Consider the following 17,756-nt stretch of genomic DNA (forward strand, 5'->3'; position numbering starts at 1 on the left):
TAAAAGGCTAGCAGCCGAGCTTTATCAGTAGGTCACCTGCCTGCCATAGTCACAAAAGGGATCATTAAGCTTTCGCCTACAAAAAAAGCAATCAACTTTTAACAGCAGACTGCTTTTTCTTAACGCTCATTAGTGCAAAAGGAACGGTTTTAGCTCTGTCTCGATAAAGTCGATGCGATCAAAGACAGTTGGCTTAAAATACGCCGTAATGGCGATAACAGTCTCTGATTCGGGATCAATATAAAGGACATTTCCACTATTGCCGATGGCGGCATAGGTGCTTTTCTCAGCATCCAAGATCCACCATAAATACCCATAACTCATATTTTGAAATTTCTCTATGTTTGTCTCTAGCGGATTGACCATTTCAGTGAGCCATTGTGAAGAAATCACTTGTTGTCCTTGATGGATGCCTTGGTTCAAGCATAGCTCACCGATTTTGGCTAAATCTTTTGCTGAAAGACAAAGCCCGTAACCTGCAGTGCCAATATTTACAGGATCGCAAAACCAAACCGGTTTTTTTGGTGCCTTGCTCATCGTAAAGTGCTTATGCTCTTGTGCCGTTTCCGCATAATAATTGGTCAGTTCGGCTACACCAAGAGGTCGAAATAAATAATGGTTCGCATAATCAACGGTCGTCATTCCAGAAGCTTTCGCTAACAAACCAGTGAGGATCTGCAGACAAACGGTTTGATAATTGAATTCATTTGTCACCCCTTTTCTTCCTCCCAATAAATCAAGCGAGGCGCTGGTCCAGTCGTCACTCGAACAAACCTTTGTCCATGGATCACCTTTGCATTTATACGGGGCTCGCATCGTTAATAGGTGTTTGATCGTAATATCCTGAATCGTTTTTTCGCCCCGTTTTACTTGATAGTCTGGAAAATAATCGAGTACTTTGTCATTGACACTTCGGATGACACCTTGATCGATCGCTATCCCAACTAGTAGAGAAACGATACTTTTCGTAGCGGACATAAGGTGGCAAGTATCCTCCGGCTTATACTCATGCCATTCATCCGAGTAAACTTCCTTTCCATTTTGGTAGGCAGCAATTTGGCAAATATTAGGCTGGTTTTTACTGATACATGCATGCAGTTCTTGTCTATTCATTTGTGAAGCCTCCCTTCAAAGATAAGCATAATACCATTAAAAATTGTTTTCAATGTTATTTTTAAAATTGTTTTTGAAGGGTCTTTTAAAAGTCTATTAGCAATGAATACGCAAAAAAAGGCCCTCAATGATAGAGGCGCCTTACTTAAAACTTTCGAATATCGATTTTTGATTTCTATCCAGATTTTTTGAGAGGATCGTTATCAGCAATTCTTCTAATGCGGAAACAGTGGCGATGGTCCCCAAAATCAAGATAACAATTTTTTCATGGAACATGATGAGCAACAACGGGAAAATACATAAAAGAAATCCGACTGCTTTGTTGAGCCATGTATGCAGACTGCTAAAAGACCGATATTTTACATAGCCAATCAGATAACTGACAAAACGAATCATAGCAATCACTAGTAGCCAGACCCAAAGTGTATGTGCCGCCAACAGCTGAGGTAGAAAAGAAAGAAAAACTGCGAGAAAAAAGCTTACATCTGCGAAACTGTCTAGTAAGGCACCCACCTCACTCGTAAGATTCATCCTTCTTGCAAGCAGCCCATCGACGAGGTCGCTTACAAAACAATAGGAATAGAGCAGCCAAAACCAGCCAGACATTGGCTGAAGGAATAGTAAAAGTGGTGCGAGAATCAGTCGAGATGTGGTAAGGATATTGGGTAAATGATTCATTTGTTCTCCTTGCATTTCATTTTCTTCACAAATTTTGAAAGCCTAAGATTATTTCACGTACTTAAAAGTAGTCCAAAGACTTTTAAACGTTCTTTCAGTTGAGCATCCTGCAAGCCCTGATGCGAATGTTTCAAAACTGGTCCTTAGTATTCCTTCAACAATCGTATCCGATCGGTACTTCCTGGTATCCGATTCTGCACCTTTGTCCATCCCCCTGCTTGGTACACTTCATATTCTTCAAAGCTGCAAGGAAGACCTTTTGCATGGCCGATATCACTTGTGTCCATCACTTGAAAATGCAGATGAGGCGAAGTCGAATTTCCCGAATGGCCAACGTTTCCGATCACCATCCCTTTGGTGATATTTTGTCCTACGGAAACAGTGACAGATCCTTTTTGCAGATGAACAAATGCCATATAAACGCCCTCAGAAGCTTTTATCACAATGTAGTTGCCAGCTATTTGTTGATAATCATCTTTTTGTTCATTAAAAAACAAACCATTTTTTACAGCGATCGAAAAATCTCTGATCCAGTGAACGATTTTCCGTTCCCGATAGCCATCTCTTGCAACAATTACTTCGCCATCACAAGGCGCATAGATTTTTTCGCCCCAACAATAACAGCTCTCCAGCGGAACCCCTAAGAAGAAATAGCGCAGAAAGCTTCGATTATGAAAAGCTTTGGTTTTCCCCTCAAAATTAACTTGTAAAAAATCAAAGGCATAACGCAACCCCATTCGATCGGTACCATGGCTAGGAATCTTCTCGGCTGGTGTAGTCGGCGCAAGCCACTCACCTCTTAAGGGGAATCCAATGGTTATCGGCTGCTCTTTCATAGGGCTTTCTCCTTTTTGGATCACATGATCTCTTTTATTTTGAAATGACTATCAATCGCGCGGCACTCTATACCCGTGCTTTACTCCTTTTCACTATAGGTCACCTAAGGATTTTTTTCAACTCTAAAAAGTGGGCTAACGGGCGTGCCTATCAAAAAAACACCTCAATCATGTAGTGATTCCAAACTGTTAGACCAAAAATTCTAACTTTTGAGCGTCGCTTCATGGATGAGGTGTTCTTACATTTTATTTTTTTGTAGCTCTTGGCGGTGACGGCTAATCCATCTAGCTATCGTCTGACAAAATAGCATTTGTCCATCCTCTACTGTTTGCGCTCCACCAATCGATAGTAGACTCTTGCGGTGATGAAATACACCAGCAGATAAATCATTGTAAACAACAGGACAGAAATAATCGTTACCGTAATCAATAAGTTACGATCCGTCAGACCAAAAAGAATCAGTAATTTTCGAATCATTGGTAAAGCAAACGCCAAATGGATGATCGCTGCCACCAAAGGAAATGAGAAGATCATCAAAACTTGCTGCTGGATCACTTGCTTGACTTCCTTATGGCTTAACCCAACTTTTTGCAAGATCTCGAAACGTTCTTTGTCCTCCATCCCTTCGGAAACTTGTTTATAATAAATGATCAATGCAGCAGCTAAAATAAAGATCACACCAAAAATCAAGCCTAAGAAGAAGAAGCCGCCGGTAAAGGTTTTTGTCTCAACTTCAAAAAGATCTTTTGATTCAACGCTCGCCTGAGCATCTGCTGCCAGAAGTTCGCTGCGAATCTGTTTTGCGATGGCTTCGCGATCGCTTGCTTCTTCTGTTTGAAAATTAAAGACTGTTGTTGTCACTGGTTGCTGGTAAAGTTGAAACTCTTCGTTTTGATACCAAACGCTTAGCTTTTCGGCAAGCCACTGATCATCCGCCACGAGAACAAGATGCTGAACGGGGTTTTCTACTTTCGTGAATGTTGGCAGTTCTTTCAATTCCCGCAAGCGAAATTGACGATCATCGATCGTCGTCTTTTCTGGTAACGCTTGATGCGTCCAGGTGGCGGGAAAAACGAATAATTCGTCGTCAGCGGGTCCTGTTTTCCCGGTGATTTCATGGTATTCAGAACTGGTAAGAAAAATAAGATACACGGCTTTATCTAAACTACCGCTATTTTCTTCAAAATTGGTTGAGGGAACAAAATTTGGTTCCTCAAAGGTAAAAAGCAACGGTCTTGTTGTAGTGACTTGCTGGCGCTCTTTGATCGTTAGCTTCTCCTCAAGTCCATTAATTGCTGTGTTGATTTGCTGGGAATCAGCCGCTGACTCAATTTGAACATCGTAAGGAAAACGGGTTTCGATCACATTCTTTTGTCCAAAATAAAGACTGGCGGTCGTAGCAACGGTCACTAACACCATCGTTGATAAAATACAAATACTTGCTAAACCAGCCGCATTTTGCTTCATCCGATACAACATGGTAGAGACATTGATAAAATGGGTCGTTTGATAATAATAGGTCGTTCGTTTTCTTAAAAACTGCAATGCTTTGATACTGCCCGCAATAAACAACAAATAGGTAGCCAAGATTACGAGGACGACGGCGACAAAGAACAGGCCTAATGCACTGATGGGCGACTTGATCGTCACAGAGATCGTATAGCCTGCCACTAAGCATAGGACACCTAATAGTGCCAAAATACCTTTTGCTCGTGGTTCTTTTTCATTTCGCTTGCTTCCCTGCAGTAATTGAAGTGGATTGGTTTTGCGTACTTGCAGTATGTCAAATAAAAATAAACAACCAAAGACGAACATAAAATACAGGATCACCAAGCCAATACTCTCAAATGACAGTTTGAAGACAAAGAACTCGCCTACGGCTAAGATTTTCTTCAGTATCAAAAATCCTAATCGTGCAAACAATAAGCCACTGATCAGTCCGGCGGCAAGGCTAATGAGAAAACTGTAAAAGAGTTCCCAAAAGACCACGAAGGCTATCTCACGTTTTCCTAGTCCTAAAACATTGTAGAGACCAAATTCTTTTTTTCGCTGTTTGATCAAAAAGTTATTGGTGTAAAAGGAAAAGATCGCCGCAAAAATCATGAGGATGATATTTCCTAAACGAAACATGAGGATGGCGCTTTGACTACTAGGAAGTTCCTTCATTCCTGGATTGTTCACGATGATTTGCGTCATCATCAAAACAGCCACCAAGAAACTCATAGATAATAAAAAGGGTGTGTAAGCTTTGGCATTTTTACGCAAATTGGAGAAGGCGATTTTTTGAAAGAACATTGGTTACTCCTCCTTTGCAAAGACAGCAGTCATTGTTTCGGCTATTGCTTCTAGAAAAGCGGTATTGCTGCGATCCCCTCGATACAGCTGGTGAAACACATACCCGTCTTTGATAAACAAGACGCGTTGTGCGCGACTGGCTGCGATCGAACTGTGAGTGACCATCACGATCGTCTGTCCATTTTGATTGATCTGTTGAAATAATGTCAGTAATTGATCAGAGGTTTTCGAATCCAGCGCTCCGGTTGGCTCATCTGCTAATAGCAGTTCCGGTTTTGTGATGATTGCTCGTGCGACAGCAACTCGTTGTTTTTGTCCGCCAGACAATTCATACGGATAGTGCTGCAATAAATCGGCGATCCCTAAAGTTTGTACGATAGGCTGAAGCTGCTTTTCCATTTGTTTGACGGAAACTTTTGATAAAACTAATGGCAATAAAATATTGTCTTTTACCGAAAAGGTGTCCAATAAATTAAAGTCTTGAAAAACAAAGCCTAAGTGATCCCGTCGAAAACTCGCTGCGTCTTTTTCTTTGATCGTGGTCAGATCGATGCCATTCAGCTGCATTTCACCCGCTGTTGGTTGGTCTAACGTCGCCATCAAGTTCAGCAACGTACTCTTTCCCGAACCTGATTCCCCCATGATAGCGACATATTCCCCTTCTTCTACCATAAAGGTAATATTTTTCAACGCTTCAACGGGTTGTCCGTTCAGCTGGCTTTGATAGATTTTTTTTACTTGTTGAATGTTTAAAAGTGTCATCTTGTTCCCTCCTTCCTTTTTAGAATAAGCTGACTGGCAGAAAAAAGCGACTTACAATAAAAACCGCAAACTTACAGTGTTGAAAGTTTGCGGCTATCGGTTATTTGTGGTGGGAAAATGAAGTGTGACGATGGTTCCCTGTCCCACTTCAGAATCAATCGCTAAACGGCAGCCGATTTTTTCAGCCGCTTGTTGACTCATATATAAGCCTAGCCCGCTCGCTCGTTGCTGAAAGCGACCATTTTGTCCCGTATATCCTTTCTCAAACACCCTTGGCAAGTCTTCCTTACGAATACCAATGCCGCTATCTTGAATCACTAAGGCATTGTCTTTAGTGAAAACGTTGATGCCACCAGTTTCGGTATACTTCAAGCTGTTGAAAAGAACCTGTTCAAAAATAAAAACGAGCCACTTTCGATCGGATGTCACCGTCAAATCCACCGCCATGTCCAGTTGCAGATTCTTTTTCGAGAAAAACAAGGCATACTTTTTGATCGTTTGACGAACGAGGGGCGCTAAAGCCATCGACTCAAAGACAAAATCTTCATTCGCTAAATTTTGTCGTAAATAATTCAACATCATTTGCAAGTAATCATTCACCTTAAATAATTCCGCTTTGACCTCCGTCGGTGACAACGAATCGCTTTGGACCAAAAGATCCAGCGCAGCTAGAGGCGTTTTGATTTGATGAAGCCACAAGCCGAAATCTTCATAAATTTCTTCATTTTTTAACGCTGCCTTGTAATCAGAAGTGGTTTTTTCTCTTGCCAATTGTTTAAGAAGGGCTTGGTATTCGTCTTCTAAACGATTTCGAGTGGCAGGCAAGAACGCCAACGCCGCTTCCGTCATACGTTCTTTTCTTAATAAATGCTGCAGCTGCTTTCTTTTTTGTGCGTAACGAAAATAATGAAAAAGGGAAAGTCCCCCTAAGATCACCCCTGAAAAGACCACATAGTCAATGAAGGGCTCCAACGAAAGGCTGTGGAGAAAGAATAGCCCAAATAGGCCCGCACTAAACAGCAGGTAAACGAGATAAAACTTTCCATAAAGGACGAAATATTCTTTCACGTTAGTCATAGGCGTGTTCCTTTTCTATCAAATACCCTTTATTCTTTACCGTCTGGATCAAATCGGATAGTTCGATCTGGCTTAATTTTTTTCGCAAGCGGGTCATATTGACCGCTAATGTGTTATTATCGATGAATTCTTCACTATTCCAGAGCATTTCAATGATGGTCTCTTTGGCTACGATCTTCCCTCGATGCTGCAAAAGCAAGGAAAGAATCCGAGCTTCATTTGGAGACAGTGGCAACTGTTCCCCCTGTTTTTTTAATACATTTTCTGTGGGATAAAAGGTTACTTGCCCTATCTCAAAGGTCAGCGCTTGTTGGTGGCTATACTGATAGCTGCGCCGCAGCAATGCTTGGATTTTTGCCAAAACGAAGGCTAAATCAAAGGGTTTTGTTAAATAATCATCTGCTCCCATGTTCATCGCCATGATCTGATTCATCTGTTGATCCATCGACGAAAGGAAAATGATCGGCACTTCTGACTTCTTGCGAATTTCTTGGCACCAATGATACCCGTTGTAATAAGGCAGCGAAATATCTAAAAGAACGAGATCCGGTTTGATCTCATGAAACTCTTGCAAGATGCTAGCAAAATTCTTAGCAGAAACACATTCGTACCCCCATTGCTGCAAATATTCTGCTAGAACAGAGACGATCGTTGCATCATCTTCAACAAGATATATTTTTTGCATGTCTTTCTCCTCTCTGTTGATTAATCACTTGCTTCTTTACAGACAGTGTACCAGAAAAGAAAAAGAATCGTCTAGATGGGGGGAACCTTTCAAAGGGCTGTTTTTTTCCTCAATCCTCTGCCAATCGAGCAAGAATTTCTTGGTAACGCTGTGTGGCAAAGGGACTTATATGCCCTTTTTGGCAAAAATTCAGTTTCCCCAGTTTGGGTACGACCCGTTCTACGATGACATTGCCATTTTGAACTTTCGATTCAAACTGCTGCAAAGCCTCCAAAAATCGTGCGTCTTTTCTGGCAGAAGGATAAAAAGAAAAGACATACAGATAATAAAAAAGATTGTATCCTCTAAAGGGATATTCTGTCTGCATAAATAATGTACCCATCCCATAATGACAGGGACTGATTGGCTGACGGATCTCCCAATGAGCAAGCAAAAATTCGCTTGCTTGCTTAAGCGTTTCCATTTGTTCACGATCATGAGTATATCGAAAAGCATCAAGGACCGTTAACGTCGTCATTGGCGTGGAAAAGTGGGTCTCAGGGCCGCGACCAAAACTATACTTATTGCACTTCCAGCCGCCATCTGCTTCCTGAGTAGCAAGAAAATAGTGAAAGGTCTGTTGCAGCCGCTGGTCCCTTGTGTAACCAAGAGCACACAGCGTTCGCAAAGCCAACGCCGTATGACATGGATAGATCCCCCCTGACGGAGAAATTTTAAATCTGCCGTCTTCTCTCCATCCTTGAAAGATCAATGCGGCTGTCTCTTTTAATAAGTTCTCCTCACGTGACATGCCAAGTTCAAGTAAATAAAGAGGACTTTCTAAGGTCGTAAAGGGTGCTCCTTTTAGTAATTTATGGTCTGGCGTCGACCATAAATCGGCGCCATGATCATATTGATGGGAAATGATTGCTTCGATGTCTTGCTGAACCCTCTGATCCATATTGATCTTCCTCCATCTCTTAAGTGTCGTGCAATCAACCCAATAATCCTCATTGACCCACGGTGCACTCGCTTCTAGAATGATAAAAATTCAAACGTTTTTTAACACATGTGTTAGATTTTTGTTTTTGAATTGTCCAAATGAATTTTAGGAATCAAATAGTTTTTTCCAAACGGACCTACTTTAAAAAAAGAGTGTTCTAGTTTTCCTGATGACAGGTTCGAAAAAAGTTTGTCTCTGAAATCGCATGGTTATACGAACCCCATAATGAAAGATCACCTGAATAGGAACACGCTCACGCAACAAGTTCATGTCACGCTCTTTTAGTTCAAGGAATCAGGCATAATGAAATAGTTCAAAACGAATGCCTTCTGGGCTTTCAAAAAATAAGGCATAGTAGTTAGGGGCGATGCGCTCTTTGTATTCCATTGGTCGATCATGAAGGATCTTTACCCCTAAAGCTTTTATTTTGGGAAAAATCGCATCTACTACTTCGCGGCTTTCCGCTTTAAATGCTATGTGCTGAACAGAGCCAGGTTTTCTTGAATCGATTTTCTCGTTCTTCCATTCTTTTCGTGGGGAACAAATGCCGAAATCAAATGAATCGCCTATATATTCTACTACTTCCATATCAGCATGTTCTAAATACCCAGAATATTTCTTCTGGAGGTCAAAACCTAATAGTGCAAATAATTGATCATAAAAGCCTTCTGCTTTTTTTACATCATTGACTGTGATTTGGATATGGTGAAACTGAATGTTCATATTCGCTCCTTTCTGGCTAACAAAATAAGTGTTTCAGGAAAAAAGCCGCTTGCGGAAGTTTGATTCAACTAAATTAGCTAGGAAGCTCACTTAATGTAGAAATCACCTTTTCCATTGCCGTTGCTACTTCTTTAGGCAACTTATTATAGCCATCATTTTCTGTCTCTTGAGCCAAAATAAAGTCCAGCCGTCCTTGCATCCGCTCTCTTAAATGAGCCACATAGGAGGCATCTTGAAAATCGACTTTAAAGCCTGTTACTGGCAGGAAACTCATTTCGGTGATCCCACCGAAATTTTTAAATTCAGCCTCGCCTTCCACAATTTTTTCAATCGATGTTAGTGTGACTTCAGGCGTGACTTTCTTGCCTTTGTAAAAGCCTGTATTTAGAATATAACAAGCCGTTTGGTTTTCTTTAAACAAGTGCATGAAATGGGCAAAATCTTCCCCTAAAGGATAGACTCTAAATGGATTGGCATAAGGTTCGATGACCAGTTTATCTATATCCGTGGTCTCGACAATATGTTCAGCTGTCGTGCGCTTCGTAGCTAAGGTCAAACCAAAAACAGCGGCTAAAATCGGATCGTCAATTTTTACTACAGGAGGCAGCGTGTCATCTTTCATGATCCAAAATACGGCATCGATCGGAGAATCTAAATGGTCCACCCGATTAGGTGTGACATATCGTGATTTGACGGTTCGACCATTCCCATTACGAATATCTTGGGTCACGAGGACCTTTTTTCCTTTCTCGTCTAAAGTAACCCCAACATTTTGACAGGTGATAAAGTAGCGGACATTTGGGTTGGTTAGTGGATAGTCTTGCGTTTTATCAAAATAAGAAGGCTCCAGTGCAGTGGAGGCACCATTTGTTTGATTAATCACAAATGCATCGTCATGCAAAACCTTGATCTCATATTTGCCACCATGTTCTGCCAATGTGATAGTCGATTTTCCTGATCCTGAAAGACCAAAAGCCGCCATCGTAAATGTTCGATTCGGTAACTGATACTGCTTCATTCCCCCATGACACGCCACAAAGCCATGGCGATGCGCGGTAGCCCAAGCCAAAGTTAATGTCGCTTTTTTCAATTCACCAAAATAGTTTAAACCTAAGACTGCCGCAACATTGTGTTCAGGATCAAAAAGAGACAGTCCATAAGGAAAATCAGGATGAGACCAATCTGGATCAGCGTACAAAAAAATGTCCGTCTCTGGATATTCTTTGGAACATTGGTACCTTTCTTCCCATGATTTCGTCATCAATTGAAAATTCAACAAATAAGAGTAAAAGTTGGTTTCATAGTGCTCTGGTATCAACAGGTGAGCTTTGACCATAAACGCTTCATCTAATCCTACAACAACTTCACCACCATAAAATTGCTTGCGGGTTCCTTGGTATAAGGCATCTCGCAAAATGTCTTCATATAATTCTCGCTGGATTCCAGGATGCCCGATGATGCGTCGAGCTGCCGCTGTCCGTCCAACCACTTTTCCGTCATTAAACACGATGACTTTAGCATCCTCTGGTAGTCCTAACTCCTTGGTGTGTATTACCGGCATATCCGTAAGAATAGCGCTAGAAGATTCTTTTGCTAAGTGATAGGCAGTGGCTAGATCATCAATCCAAGTGACATTGTTCCCATAAAAAGCTGACTCTATCAACACTTTAAAACTCGACAAATGTGTATTTTGCGGTGTAATCTCTTTGTGTGAAAATGCACGAATCGTTGCCATGTGCAATCCCTCCTAACAAAAATTTTCTATTCACTACGTTTATTATAATACTTTCTAATCATCACACGCCATATTTTTATACACATTAACTATAAATTGCCGACAAACCATTTTGTTAAAGGATTGGGATGTCTGCATATTTGAAGCTTCACTGCTTTTTGCATTGATTTTTTCCCCGCTCATCAATAGTGAGAAAGAACAAAAAAACTGGCACAGAAAGAGTATCTTTCAGTTCCAGTTTCTGGTTTTATATTTCATCCATTCTAAACGTCACAATCGACGTAACTAGATAGACAGATGGGTTTTAGTTGCTTATTTCTCAATTGACTTGCTTTCTCTAGTAACTTTGCTATCGTAAGATTTTATGACATTTACCATAAAAAGAATTCAAAATCAAAATTGCTGAAAAAACTTGTTGTTTCTTAACCACGTTCTAACAACACGACACACTCTACATGGGTCGTTTGTGGGAACAAATCAACAGGTTGGACTTCTTTTGTCACATACCCTTCTTCCGCAAATAACGCGAGGTCACGAGCCAAAGTTGCTGGATTGCAGGAAATGTAGACGATGCGCTCTGGTTTAACCGCAGCAGTCGTTTCGATAAAGCTAGCATCTAAACCTTTGCGAGGTGGATCAACGAAGACGACTGTCGGTTGAATGCCTTCGCGTAGCCATTGCGGCATGATTTTTTCGGCTTTACCGATAAAGTAATGCACGTTTTCGACACCATTTCTTTTGGCATTGGCTTTGGCATCGTTCACTGCTTCAGGAATGACTTCCATCCCTAACACTTCTTTCACGCGATCAGCCAAACTAATCCCGATCGTTCCGATTCCTGCATAAGCATCCACAACGACATCATTTTCAGACAGTTGCGCCATCTCGAAGGCGGTTTGATACAAGACTTCCGTTTGCGCTGTGTTGACTTGGTAGAAAGATTTCGCTGAGATTTGGAAGGTTTTGCCTAATAATTGATCATCGATCGATGACTTGCCATACAACACACGCTCGAATTCCCCCATGATCACATTGGTTTTTTCTTCATTGATGTTTTGAATGACAGAAACAACTTCTGGAATCTCTTCGTGGATCACTTCCGCAATTTCTTCTCCTTTGAAGAATTTCGGTTTACGTGTCACTAATACGACCATCATTTCACCTGAGTGATGCCCACGACGAACGACAATGTGGCGTAAGAACCCTTCATGGGCTTCTTCATTGTAGGCTTTGACATTGAACCGCTGCAAAATATCTCTGACTTTGATGATTGCTTGATCGATGTTTGGATCTTGAATATAAAAGTCTTCGATCGGTACCAGAGTATGGCTGTTTTTGCGGTAAAATCCAGTCGTTAATTCCCCATGGATTTTTTGCACAGGGATTTGCGCTTTGTTGCGGTAACCAAATGGTTTTTCCATTCCGATTGGCGCATTGACTGTGATTTCAGGCAATTTGGCGATTTTAGCCAAAACATTCTCTACTTGCTGCTGTTTGAAGGCTAATTGTTTGTCATAGCTCAAATGACTCAATGGAGCGATACCGGTGCGCAACAATGCTTCATTCGGCAATTCTTGCCGATCAGGACTTGCTTGCAACAATTTCATCACTTTGGCAAAACCAAATTTGTTGCCGACTTTCAACACTTTGACTAAGGCACGTTCATTTGGCAGGGTGTTTTCAATAAATAATAAGTACCCATCGACTTTGGCGATCCCATTTCCTTCATGGGAAAGATCCAAAATATCAACTTCAAGTTCCTGATTCTTTTTAACAGGATAATTTTTCATAGATTTCTCCTTTGTGCTTGCTTTCTTCATTTTAAAAAGGAATGGCCGAAATTGCAAGCGGTGCTTATTCTAACGGTTCAACTTGACTTCGAGCAAAAAAGAACCGAAGGAGGGAAATCGGCTGATTGCTTTTTCTGGGTCCTGCGGCGAAGAGCCGCTGCAACACAGGAGCAATCCCTTTTCCATCCTTCGGAAAATCGAACAGATCAGAAGTGTTTAAAACTTTTGATCACTGTTTTAGTTATCAGTTATTTTTCTTTTTCTGTGATTTTTCCCGTTCGCTCTTGTTCAAGATTTGTTTTCTTAAACGAATGCTTTCTGGTGTTACTTCACAGTATTCATCATCATTCAAGAATTCCAGTGATTCTTCCAAAGAAAGAATACGAGGTTTCTTGATAACTGAGGTTTGGTCTTTGTTTGCTGAACGGACGTTGGTCATTTGTTTTGCTTTCGTGATATTGACCGTTAAGTCTTTGTCACGAGAGTTTTCACCAATGATCATTCCTTCGTACACTTCGGTACCTGGTTCAACGAAGACCGTTCCACGTTCTTCAATACTCATGATCGAGTATGTTGTTGCTTTTCCTGTATCGATCGATACAAGTGCGCCTTGATGACGGCCACCAATTTGTCCTTGGATCATTGGCAAATATTGATCGAAGGTGTGGTGCATGATGCCGTAGCCGCGAGTCATTGATAGGAATTCTGTCGTGTAACCGATCAAGCCACGAGCTGGTGCCAAGAAAATGATCCGTACTTGTCCATTCCCTGTATTGATCATATCTTGCATTTCTGCTTTACGCATTCCCAATGATTCGATTACTGATCCCATGTATTCTTCTGGGGTATCGATTTGCACCCGTTCAAATGGTTCACATTTCACGCCATCGATTTCGCGTTCGATAACTTCTGGACGAGAAACTTGCAATTCAAAGCCTTCACGACGCATATTTTCGATCAAAATTGACAAATGAAGTTCACCACGTCCAGAAACGATCCATGAGTCAGGTCCGATTGGATCAACACGCAATGAAACGTCTGTTTGCAGTTGCGCCATTAAGCGTTCTTCAATTTTACGAGCGGTTACGAATTTTCCTTCGCGACCCGCAAATGGTGAATTGTTCACGATAAAGGTCATTTGCAATGTTGGTTCATCAATGTGTAAAACAGGTAATGAATCTTGATGATCGATTGGTGTAACAGTTTCACCAACGAAGATATCTTCCATCCCAGAAACGGCAATCAAATCACCGGCTTTGGCTTCTTGGATTTCTAAACGTTTCAAACCGAAGAAACCGAAAAGTTTCGTCACACGGAATTTTTTAACTTCTCCGTTTAATTTCATCAATGCAACTTGGTCGCCGACTTTGATTGATCCGCGGAAGACACGGCCAATACCGATACGTCCAACGTAGTCATTGTAATCAAGCAATGATACTTGGAATTGCAATGGTTCGTCGCTGTTGTCGATTGGCGCTGGAATATGTTCGATGATCGTATCAAACAATGGTGCCATCGTTTTTTGTTGATCAGCAGGATCATCTGATTCACTTGAAGTTCCGTTAATCGCAGAAGCGTAGATCACTGGGAAGTCCAATTGGTCATCGTCGGCACCTAATTCGATAAATAGTTCTAAGACTTCATCGACAACATGCTCAGGACGAGCAGATGGTTTGTCGATTTTGTTGACAACTACGATTGGCACTAAGTGTTGTTCCAACGCTTTTTTCAATACGAAACGTGTTTGAGGCATCGTTCCTTCATAAGCATCAACAACCAAAACAACACCATCGACCATTTTCATGATCCGCTCTACTTCACCACCAAAGTCCGCGTGTCCTGGGGTATCCATGATATTGATTTTTGTACCGTTGTATTCAACCGCTGTATTTTTCGCTAAGATCGTGATGCCACGTTCTTTTTCGATCGCATTTGAATCCATCGCCCGTTCTTGTAATTGGGTATGGCTATCTAACGTTTGGGATTGTTTCAATAATTCATCAACTAATGTAGTTTTTCCGTGGTCAACGTGGGCAATAATAGCGACGTTGCGGATATCATTTCTAATATTCAATTTATAAACTCCTTTTTTGGTGACATTGCACTCGACAAGCCATTATACCAGAATTTCTTTCTGAAATATAGTGCAAAGTTTTCATTTTTACAGAAAAAACCAGATATTAATAAAATATCTGGTTTTTTTCTTATTGATTAACGATCGCCAATAATTCTTCGAAAGCTTTCGGTGTACCGCCGACAAACAATTCCCGTCCATTCAGGGATAGTGGCTCTCCTTTGATGTTTGCCATTTTTAATCCAAGGGTTTCTAACAAAACACCCCCTGGCGCATAATCCCATGGCGCAAGATGAGAAAGATAGCCTGCTCTTTGTCCTTTAGCGAGGGCGATCAACTCTACCCCAGCACATCCAGTCATACGAATGCCTAATGCTTTGTCACTGACTTCAGTTTCGTGGTGGCGGTTATGGATCAACATGGGTGAATTCAAGCCAACGAGACCCTCGGATAAGGCAATATCTTTCGGCGGTTCGATCTTCTTGCCATTGTTATAAACACCAATCTCTGGACCCCCCCATAAGAATTCATCTTTCATGACATTATAGACAAAGCCAAAGCGCCCTTTGCCCTCTTCGTAGATCGCGATCATGATACAAAAGTTTTCTTTTTCCAACACGAAATTCATGGTTCCATCGATCGGATCAATGATGAAGACCCGTCCACTCATGTCGGCAAGTGTGTCCAGTCCGTTTTCTTCACCTAAAATTTTGGCATCCGGATCATAGGATTGGATCTTACCAATCAGAAAATCTTGCGTGGCTTTATCCAATTCTGTCACTAAGTCTTTCCGTCCTGATTTTGTCTCGACCACCAAGTCTTCTTTATTTAAATTGTCTTTGATCCTTTCGCCTGCAGCGATCATCCACTGGCGAACTTCATTAACGATTTCATGCATTCGTTGATCTACCCTTTCATTTTTAGTTTTCCCTCAGTCTTTTTCGCTGCCTGCACGGCATGGTATAACGAATAGCCTGATAGTTCTTCAAATTCTCTACCTAAACGGCGTTCCTCGCCAATGCTGGGAACGACTTTCTTAAAGGCTTGATACGCCTCAAGAAACGTGCTGCTAGGAAGGCCTTTTTCATAGGCTTGTTCTAACCGTTCCCACATCTTCATGACGACGACCATTTCATCCGTCGACCAATCTAAGTCCAGAGGATATTGATAATCCCGCATATTACCACTCCTATTCATCTTATTCAGTGTACCACAAAATTGAAAATAGGTCAGAGCCTCCGCTGCAAAAAGGTACATTCTGGCAATGAATGTACCTCTGGTTTACAAACTATTTGGATTTCTAGAAGCTGAACTCCATGAATCTCAAATAAGAAGGAAATTCCTTTGTTCTTTCAACGAGATCGCTGATTAAAAGATGACCGATGTCAAAAAGGTTCGTCTAGAAAAGCCCGCAAGAACAAAAAATTTTTAATGATAGCAATTGATTTCCACCACTGTTTACTAATGAAAAACTCTGGGTAATCCGTTCCCCATTGCCATGGAATGACAAATGATCCGTCTGCTTGTTGGTGTTCTAAAATTTCTTCGGCTTCTTTTTTACATATTTCTTCACTAAAAATCCCAAGCAGCTGCTCTCTTGTAAAGAAAAAATTTGAAGGTTTGCTGACATAAGATGTGAACCACTCTTCTGGCTCGTTTGAGACTGCATGGCGAATTTGCCAGAATAAGATCTCGAGAAAGCGTTCATTTGCTAAAACAGGCTGATACTGGATTTCTTCACAGTCTTGTAATAATTCTAGATAGACGACTAATGTGTGCATTTCACCTGTTGGCTCCTTAAGAAAACTTGCAACTGCTGTTTCGGCGATTTCTTGTGCTTTTTGATAGAGGGTCGTTTCGCCTGTTCTTAAGATCGTACCAGCTAGACTGGCCGTTGGGTTGTCTGCTGGCACGCCCACAGGACTCTCCCACCAAATCGCATGCGGATAGGATACCGTTGACGGCACTTGGTTGAACCATTTCCCTTTAGAAAATTCTTTTCCACTAGCTAAATACCTTAGAATCCCTTGGACTTGTGGATTTGACGAATGAAGGCATTCAAGCTCTCGTAAAATTCGACATGCCTCCCACACTGCAATCGGTGTACTATTGGGATTCCAATAATCAGGTTCCAAACCATGCCCATAACCACCATCTTCATTTTGGTAGACTTGTAACGCCTGTAATACAGCCTCGCGAGATCCATTTTCAAAATGGTACTGCCAACGAGCAAGGTCTAAAGGGCGCGCGTTTTTGTAAATAAATTTTCGTGCTTTTTCGAATGCTTCCATATCTTCGCCTCCTTTGGCTTTCTTTTATTATCGCTTACTCCCCTAATGATTACAACGCTTACATCAATATCATTTCTCTGAACGACCATTCTCAGAATAGCTTCTTGGCATTTTTCAGGAAGCATACTTTTGGTGTTTCCCTTGGCATGATGTTACAGTAAGAATAACAAGAAAAAGGAGGAATTCTCTTGCGTTTAGAAAACAAAAAAATCATTGCCTTAGTCGACAATGATTTCGAAGATTTAGAACTTTGGTATCCGGTCCATCGGTTACGGGAAGAAGGCGCACAAGTCGATTTAGTCGGTGAAGAAGCGCATAAAACGTATATTGGCAAATATGGTGTACCCGCAGAATCAGCCTATGCTTTTTCTGATATTCACGCCGATGACTACGATGCCATCTTAGTTCCGGGTGGTTGGGCACCTGATAAATTACGGCGTTTCCCAGAGGTCATCTCTTTCGTGCGAACGATGGACAAAGACCAAAAAATCATTGGACAAATCTGTCATGCAGGCTGGGTCTTGATTTCTGCGAATATCCTGCAAGGCAAGACGGTTACCAGTACACCAGGCATCAAAGATGATATGACAAATGCTGGAGCCACATGGATCGATACACCTGTGGTTACGGATGGACATATCGTTTCCAGCCGCCGTCCCCCAGATCTACCAGACTATATGCGGGAATTTATTGCTGTTTTAGAAAAGAAATAGT

16 protein-coding genes are annotated in these 17,756 nt (G+C 41.4%); 1 reads left to right on the plus strand and 15 read right to left on the minus strand.

From position 1 onward, the window contains the following. Positions 1-129: 129 nt before the first annotated feature. From IGK14_RS09385 to IGK14_RS09455, 15 genes are all read right to left on the minus strand, one after another. Positions 130-1,113 (minus strand): serine hydrolase domain-containing protein, encoded by a 984-nt coding sequence (locus IGK14_RS09385; protein WP_010749615.1) that lies wholly within the window; start codon positions 1,111-1,113, stop codon positions 130-132. A 141-nt stretch (positions 1,114-1,254) separates the two neighbouring features. After that, the gene (locus IGK14_RS09390; protein ID WP_051095385.1) at positions 1,255-1,806 is read right to left on the minus strand and encodes a CDP-alcohol phosphatidyltransferase family protein; all 552 of its coding nucleotides are present in this window, start codon (positions 1,804-1,806) and stop codon (positions 1,255-1,257) included. Between the two features lie 128 nt (positions 1,807-1,934). Continuing rightward, complete coding sequence (locus tag IGK14_RS09395; RefSeq protein WP_010749613.1) at positions 1,935-2,627, minus strand: M23 family metallopeptidase; 693 nt, start codon at positions 2,625-2,627, stop codon at positions 1,935-1,937. A 322-nt stretch (positions 2,628-2,949) separates the two neighbouring features. Further along, the gene (locus IGK14_RS09400; RefSeq protein ID WP_010749612.1) at positions 2,950-4,923 is read right to left on the minus strand and encodes an ABC transporter permease; all 1,974 of its coding nucleotides are present in this window, start codon (positions 4,921-4,923) and stop codon (positions 2,950-2,952) included. 3 nt (positions 4,924-4,926) lie between these two features. Then, positions 4,927-5,685, minus strand: a complete 759-nt coding sequence (locus IGK14_RS09405) for an ABC transporter ATP-binding protein (protein ID WP_010749611.1) — start codon at positions 5,683-5,685, stop codon at positions 4,927-4,929. Between the two features lie 93 nt (positions 5,686-5,778). Continuing rightward, the gene (locus tag IGK14_RS09410; RefSeq protein WP_010749610.1) at positions 5,779-6,762 is read right to left on the minus strand and encodes a sensor histidine kinase; all 984 of its coding nucleotides are present in this window, start codon (positions 6,760-6,762) and stop codon (positions 5,779-5,781) included. Further along, entirely contained in the window at positions 6,755-7,447 is a 693-nt protein-coding gene (locus IGK14_RS09415; protein WP_010749609.1) for a response regulator transcription factor, read from the minus strand. Before IGK14_RS09415 ends, IGK14_RS09410 begins: the two co-directional genes overlap by 8 nt. A 109-nt stretch (positions 7,448-7,556) precedes the next feature. Continuing rightward, positions 7,557-8,387, minus strand: coding sequence for a prenyltransferase (locus IGK14_RS09420; RefSeq protein WP_438712107.1), 831 nt, complete (start codon positions 8,385-8,387; stop codon positions 7,557-7,559). A gap of 336 nt (positions 8,388-8,723) precedes the next feature. Continuing rightward, positions 8,724-9,152 carry a VOC family protein gene (locus IGK14_RS09425; protein WP_010749608.1) on the minus strand — a complete coding sequence of 143 codons (429 nt, stop codon included), beginning with the start codon at positions 9,150-9,152 and terminating at the stop codon, positions 8,724-8,726. Positions 9,153-9,225: 73 nt separating this feature from the next. Next, positions 9,226-10,887 (minus strand): phosphoenolpyruvate carboxykinase (ATP), encoded by a 1,662-nt coding sequence (locus IGK14_RS09430; protein ID WP_010749607.1) that lies wholly within the window; start codon positions 10,885-10,887, stop codon positions 9,226-9,228. 422 nt (positions 10,888-11,309) lie between these two features. Next, the gene (rlmD, locus tag IGK14_RS09435) at positions 11,310-12,677 is read right to left on the minus strand and encodes a 23S rRNA (uracil(1939)-C(5))-methyltransferase RlmD (RefSeq protein WP_010749606.1); all 1,368 of its coding nucleotides are present in this window, start codon (positions 12,675-12,677) and stop codon (positions 11,310-11,312) included. Between the two features lie 244 nt (positions 12,678-12,921). Further along, on the minus strand, positions 12,922-14,751 hold the full coding sequence (typA, locus tag IGK14_RS09440) for a translational GTPase TypA (RefSeq protein WP_005236363.1): 1,830 nt from the start codon (positions 14,749-14,751) through the stop codon (positions 12,922-12,924). A 130-nt stretch (positions 14,752-14,881) separates the two neighbouring features. Beyond that, the gene (locus IGK14_RS09445) at positions 14,882-15,649 is read right to left on the minus strand and encodes an inositol monophosphatase family protein (RefSeq protein ID WP_010749605.1); all 768 of its coding nucleotides are present in this window, start codon (positions 15,647-15,649) and stop codon (positions 14,882-14,884) included. Between the two features lie 8 nt (positions 15,650-15,657). Then, entirely contained in the window at positions 15,658-15,930 is a 273-nt protein-coding gene (locus tag IGK14_RS09450; RefSeq protein ID WP_008381425.1) for a UPF0223 family protein, read from the minus strand. A 206-nt stretch (positions 15,931-16,136) separates the two neighbouring features. Then, positions 16,137-17,042 (minus strand): hypothetical protein, encoded by a 906-nt coding sequence (locus tag IGK14_RS09455; protein ID WP_010749604.1) that lies wholly within the window; start codon positions 17,040-17,042, stop codon positions 16,137-16,139. A gap of 188 nt (positions 17,043-17,230) precedes the next feature. Between IGK14_RS09455 and IGK14_RS09460 the strand changes: the two genes are divergently transcribed. After that, positions 17,231-17,755: a type 1 glutamine amidotransferase domain-containing protein gene (locus IGK14_RS09460; protein WP_154694507.1), complete on the plus strand. Its 525-nt coding sequence runs from the start codon at positions 17,231-17,233 to the stop codon at positions 17,753-17,755. Position 17,756 lies beyond the last annotated feature (1 nt).

Source organism: Enterococcus sp. DIV0970a, from assembly GCF_051711265.1.
Lineage (GTDB): Bacteria > Bacillota > Bacilli > Lactobacillales > Enterococcaceae > Enterococcus_D > Enterococcus_D casseliflavus.

Coding starts and splice junctions, on each gene's coding strand:
- IGK14_RS09455 (WP_010749604.1), bottom strand. CDS start 17,042: ATGGAAGCATTCGAAAAAGCACGAAAATTTATTTACAAAAACGCGCGC.
- IGK14_RS09410 (WP_010749610.1), bottom strand. CDS start 6,762: ATGACTAACGTGAAAGAATATTTCGTCCTTTATGGAAAGTTTTATCTC.
- IGK14_RS09430 (WP_010749607.1), bottom strand. CDS start 10,887: ATGGCAACGATTCGTGCATTTTCACACAAAGAGATTACACCGCAAAAT.
- IGK14_RS09400 (WP_010749612.1), bottom strand. CDS start 4,923: ATGTTCTTTCAAAAAATCGCCTTCTCCAATTTGCGTAAAAATGCCAAA.
- IGK14_RS09395 (WP_010749613.1), bottom strand. CDS start 2,627: ATGAAAGAGCAGCCGATAACCATTGGATTCCCCTTAAGAGGTGAGTGG.
- IGK14_RS09415 (WP_010749609.1), bottom strand. CDS start 7,447: ATGCAAAAAATATATCTTGTTGAAGATGATGCAACGATCGTCTCTGTT.
- IGK14_RS09405 (WP_010749611.1), bottom strand. CDS start 5,685: ATGACACTTTTAAACATTCAACAAGTAAAAAAAATCTATCAAAGCCAG.
- IGK14_RS09450 (WP_008381425.1), bottom strand. CDS start 15,930: ATGCGGGATTATCAATATCCTCTGGACTTAGATTGGTCGACGGATGAA.
- IGK14_RS09390 (WP_051095385.1), bottom strand. CDS start 1,806: ATGCAAGGAGAACAAATGAATCATTTACCCAATATCCTTACCACATCT.
- IGK14_RS09420 (WP_438712107.1), bottom strand. CDS start 8,387: ATGGATCAGAGGGTTCAGCAAGACATCGAAGCAATCATTTCCCATCAA.
- IGK14_RS09445 (WP_010749605.1), bottom strand. CDS start 15,649: ATGCATGAAATCGTTAATGAAGTTCGCCAGTGGATGATCGCTGCAGGC.
- IGK14_RS09385 (WP_010749615.1), bottom strand. CDS start 1,113: ATGAATAGACAAGAACTGCATGCATGTATCAGTAAAAACCAGCCTAAT.
- rlmD (WP_010749606.1), bottom strand. CDS start 12,677: ATGAAAAATTATCCTGTTAAAAAGAATCAGGAACTTGAAGTTGATATT.
- IGK14_RS09425 (WP_010749608.1), bottom strand. CDS start 9,152: ATGAACATTCAGTTTCACCATATCCAAATCACAGTCAATGATGTAAAA.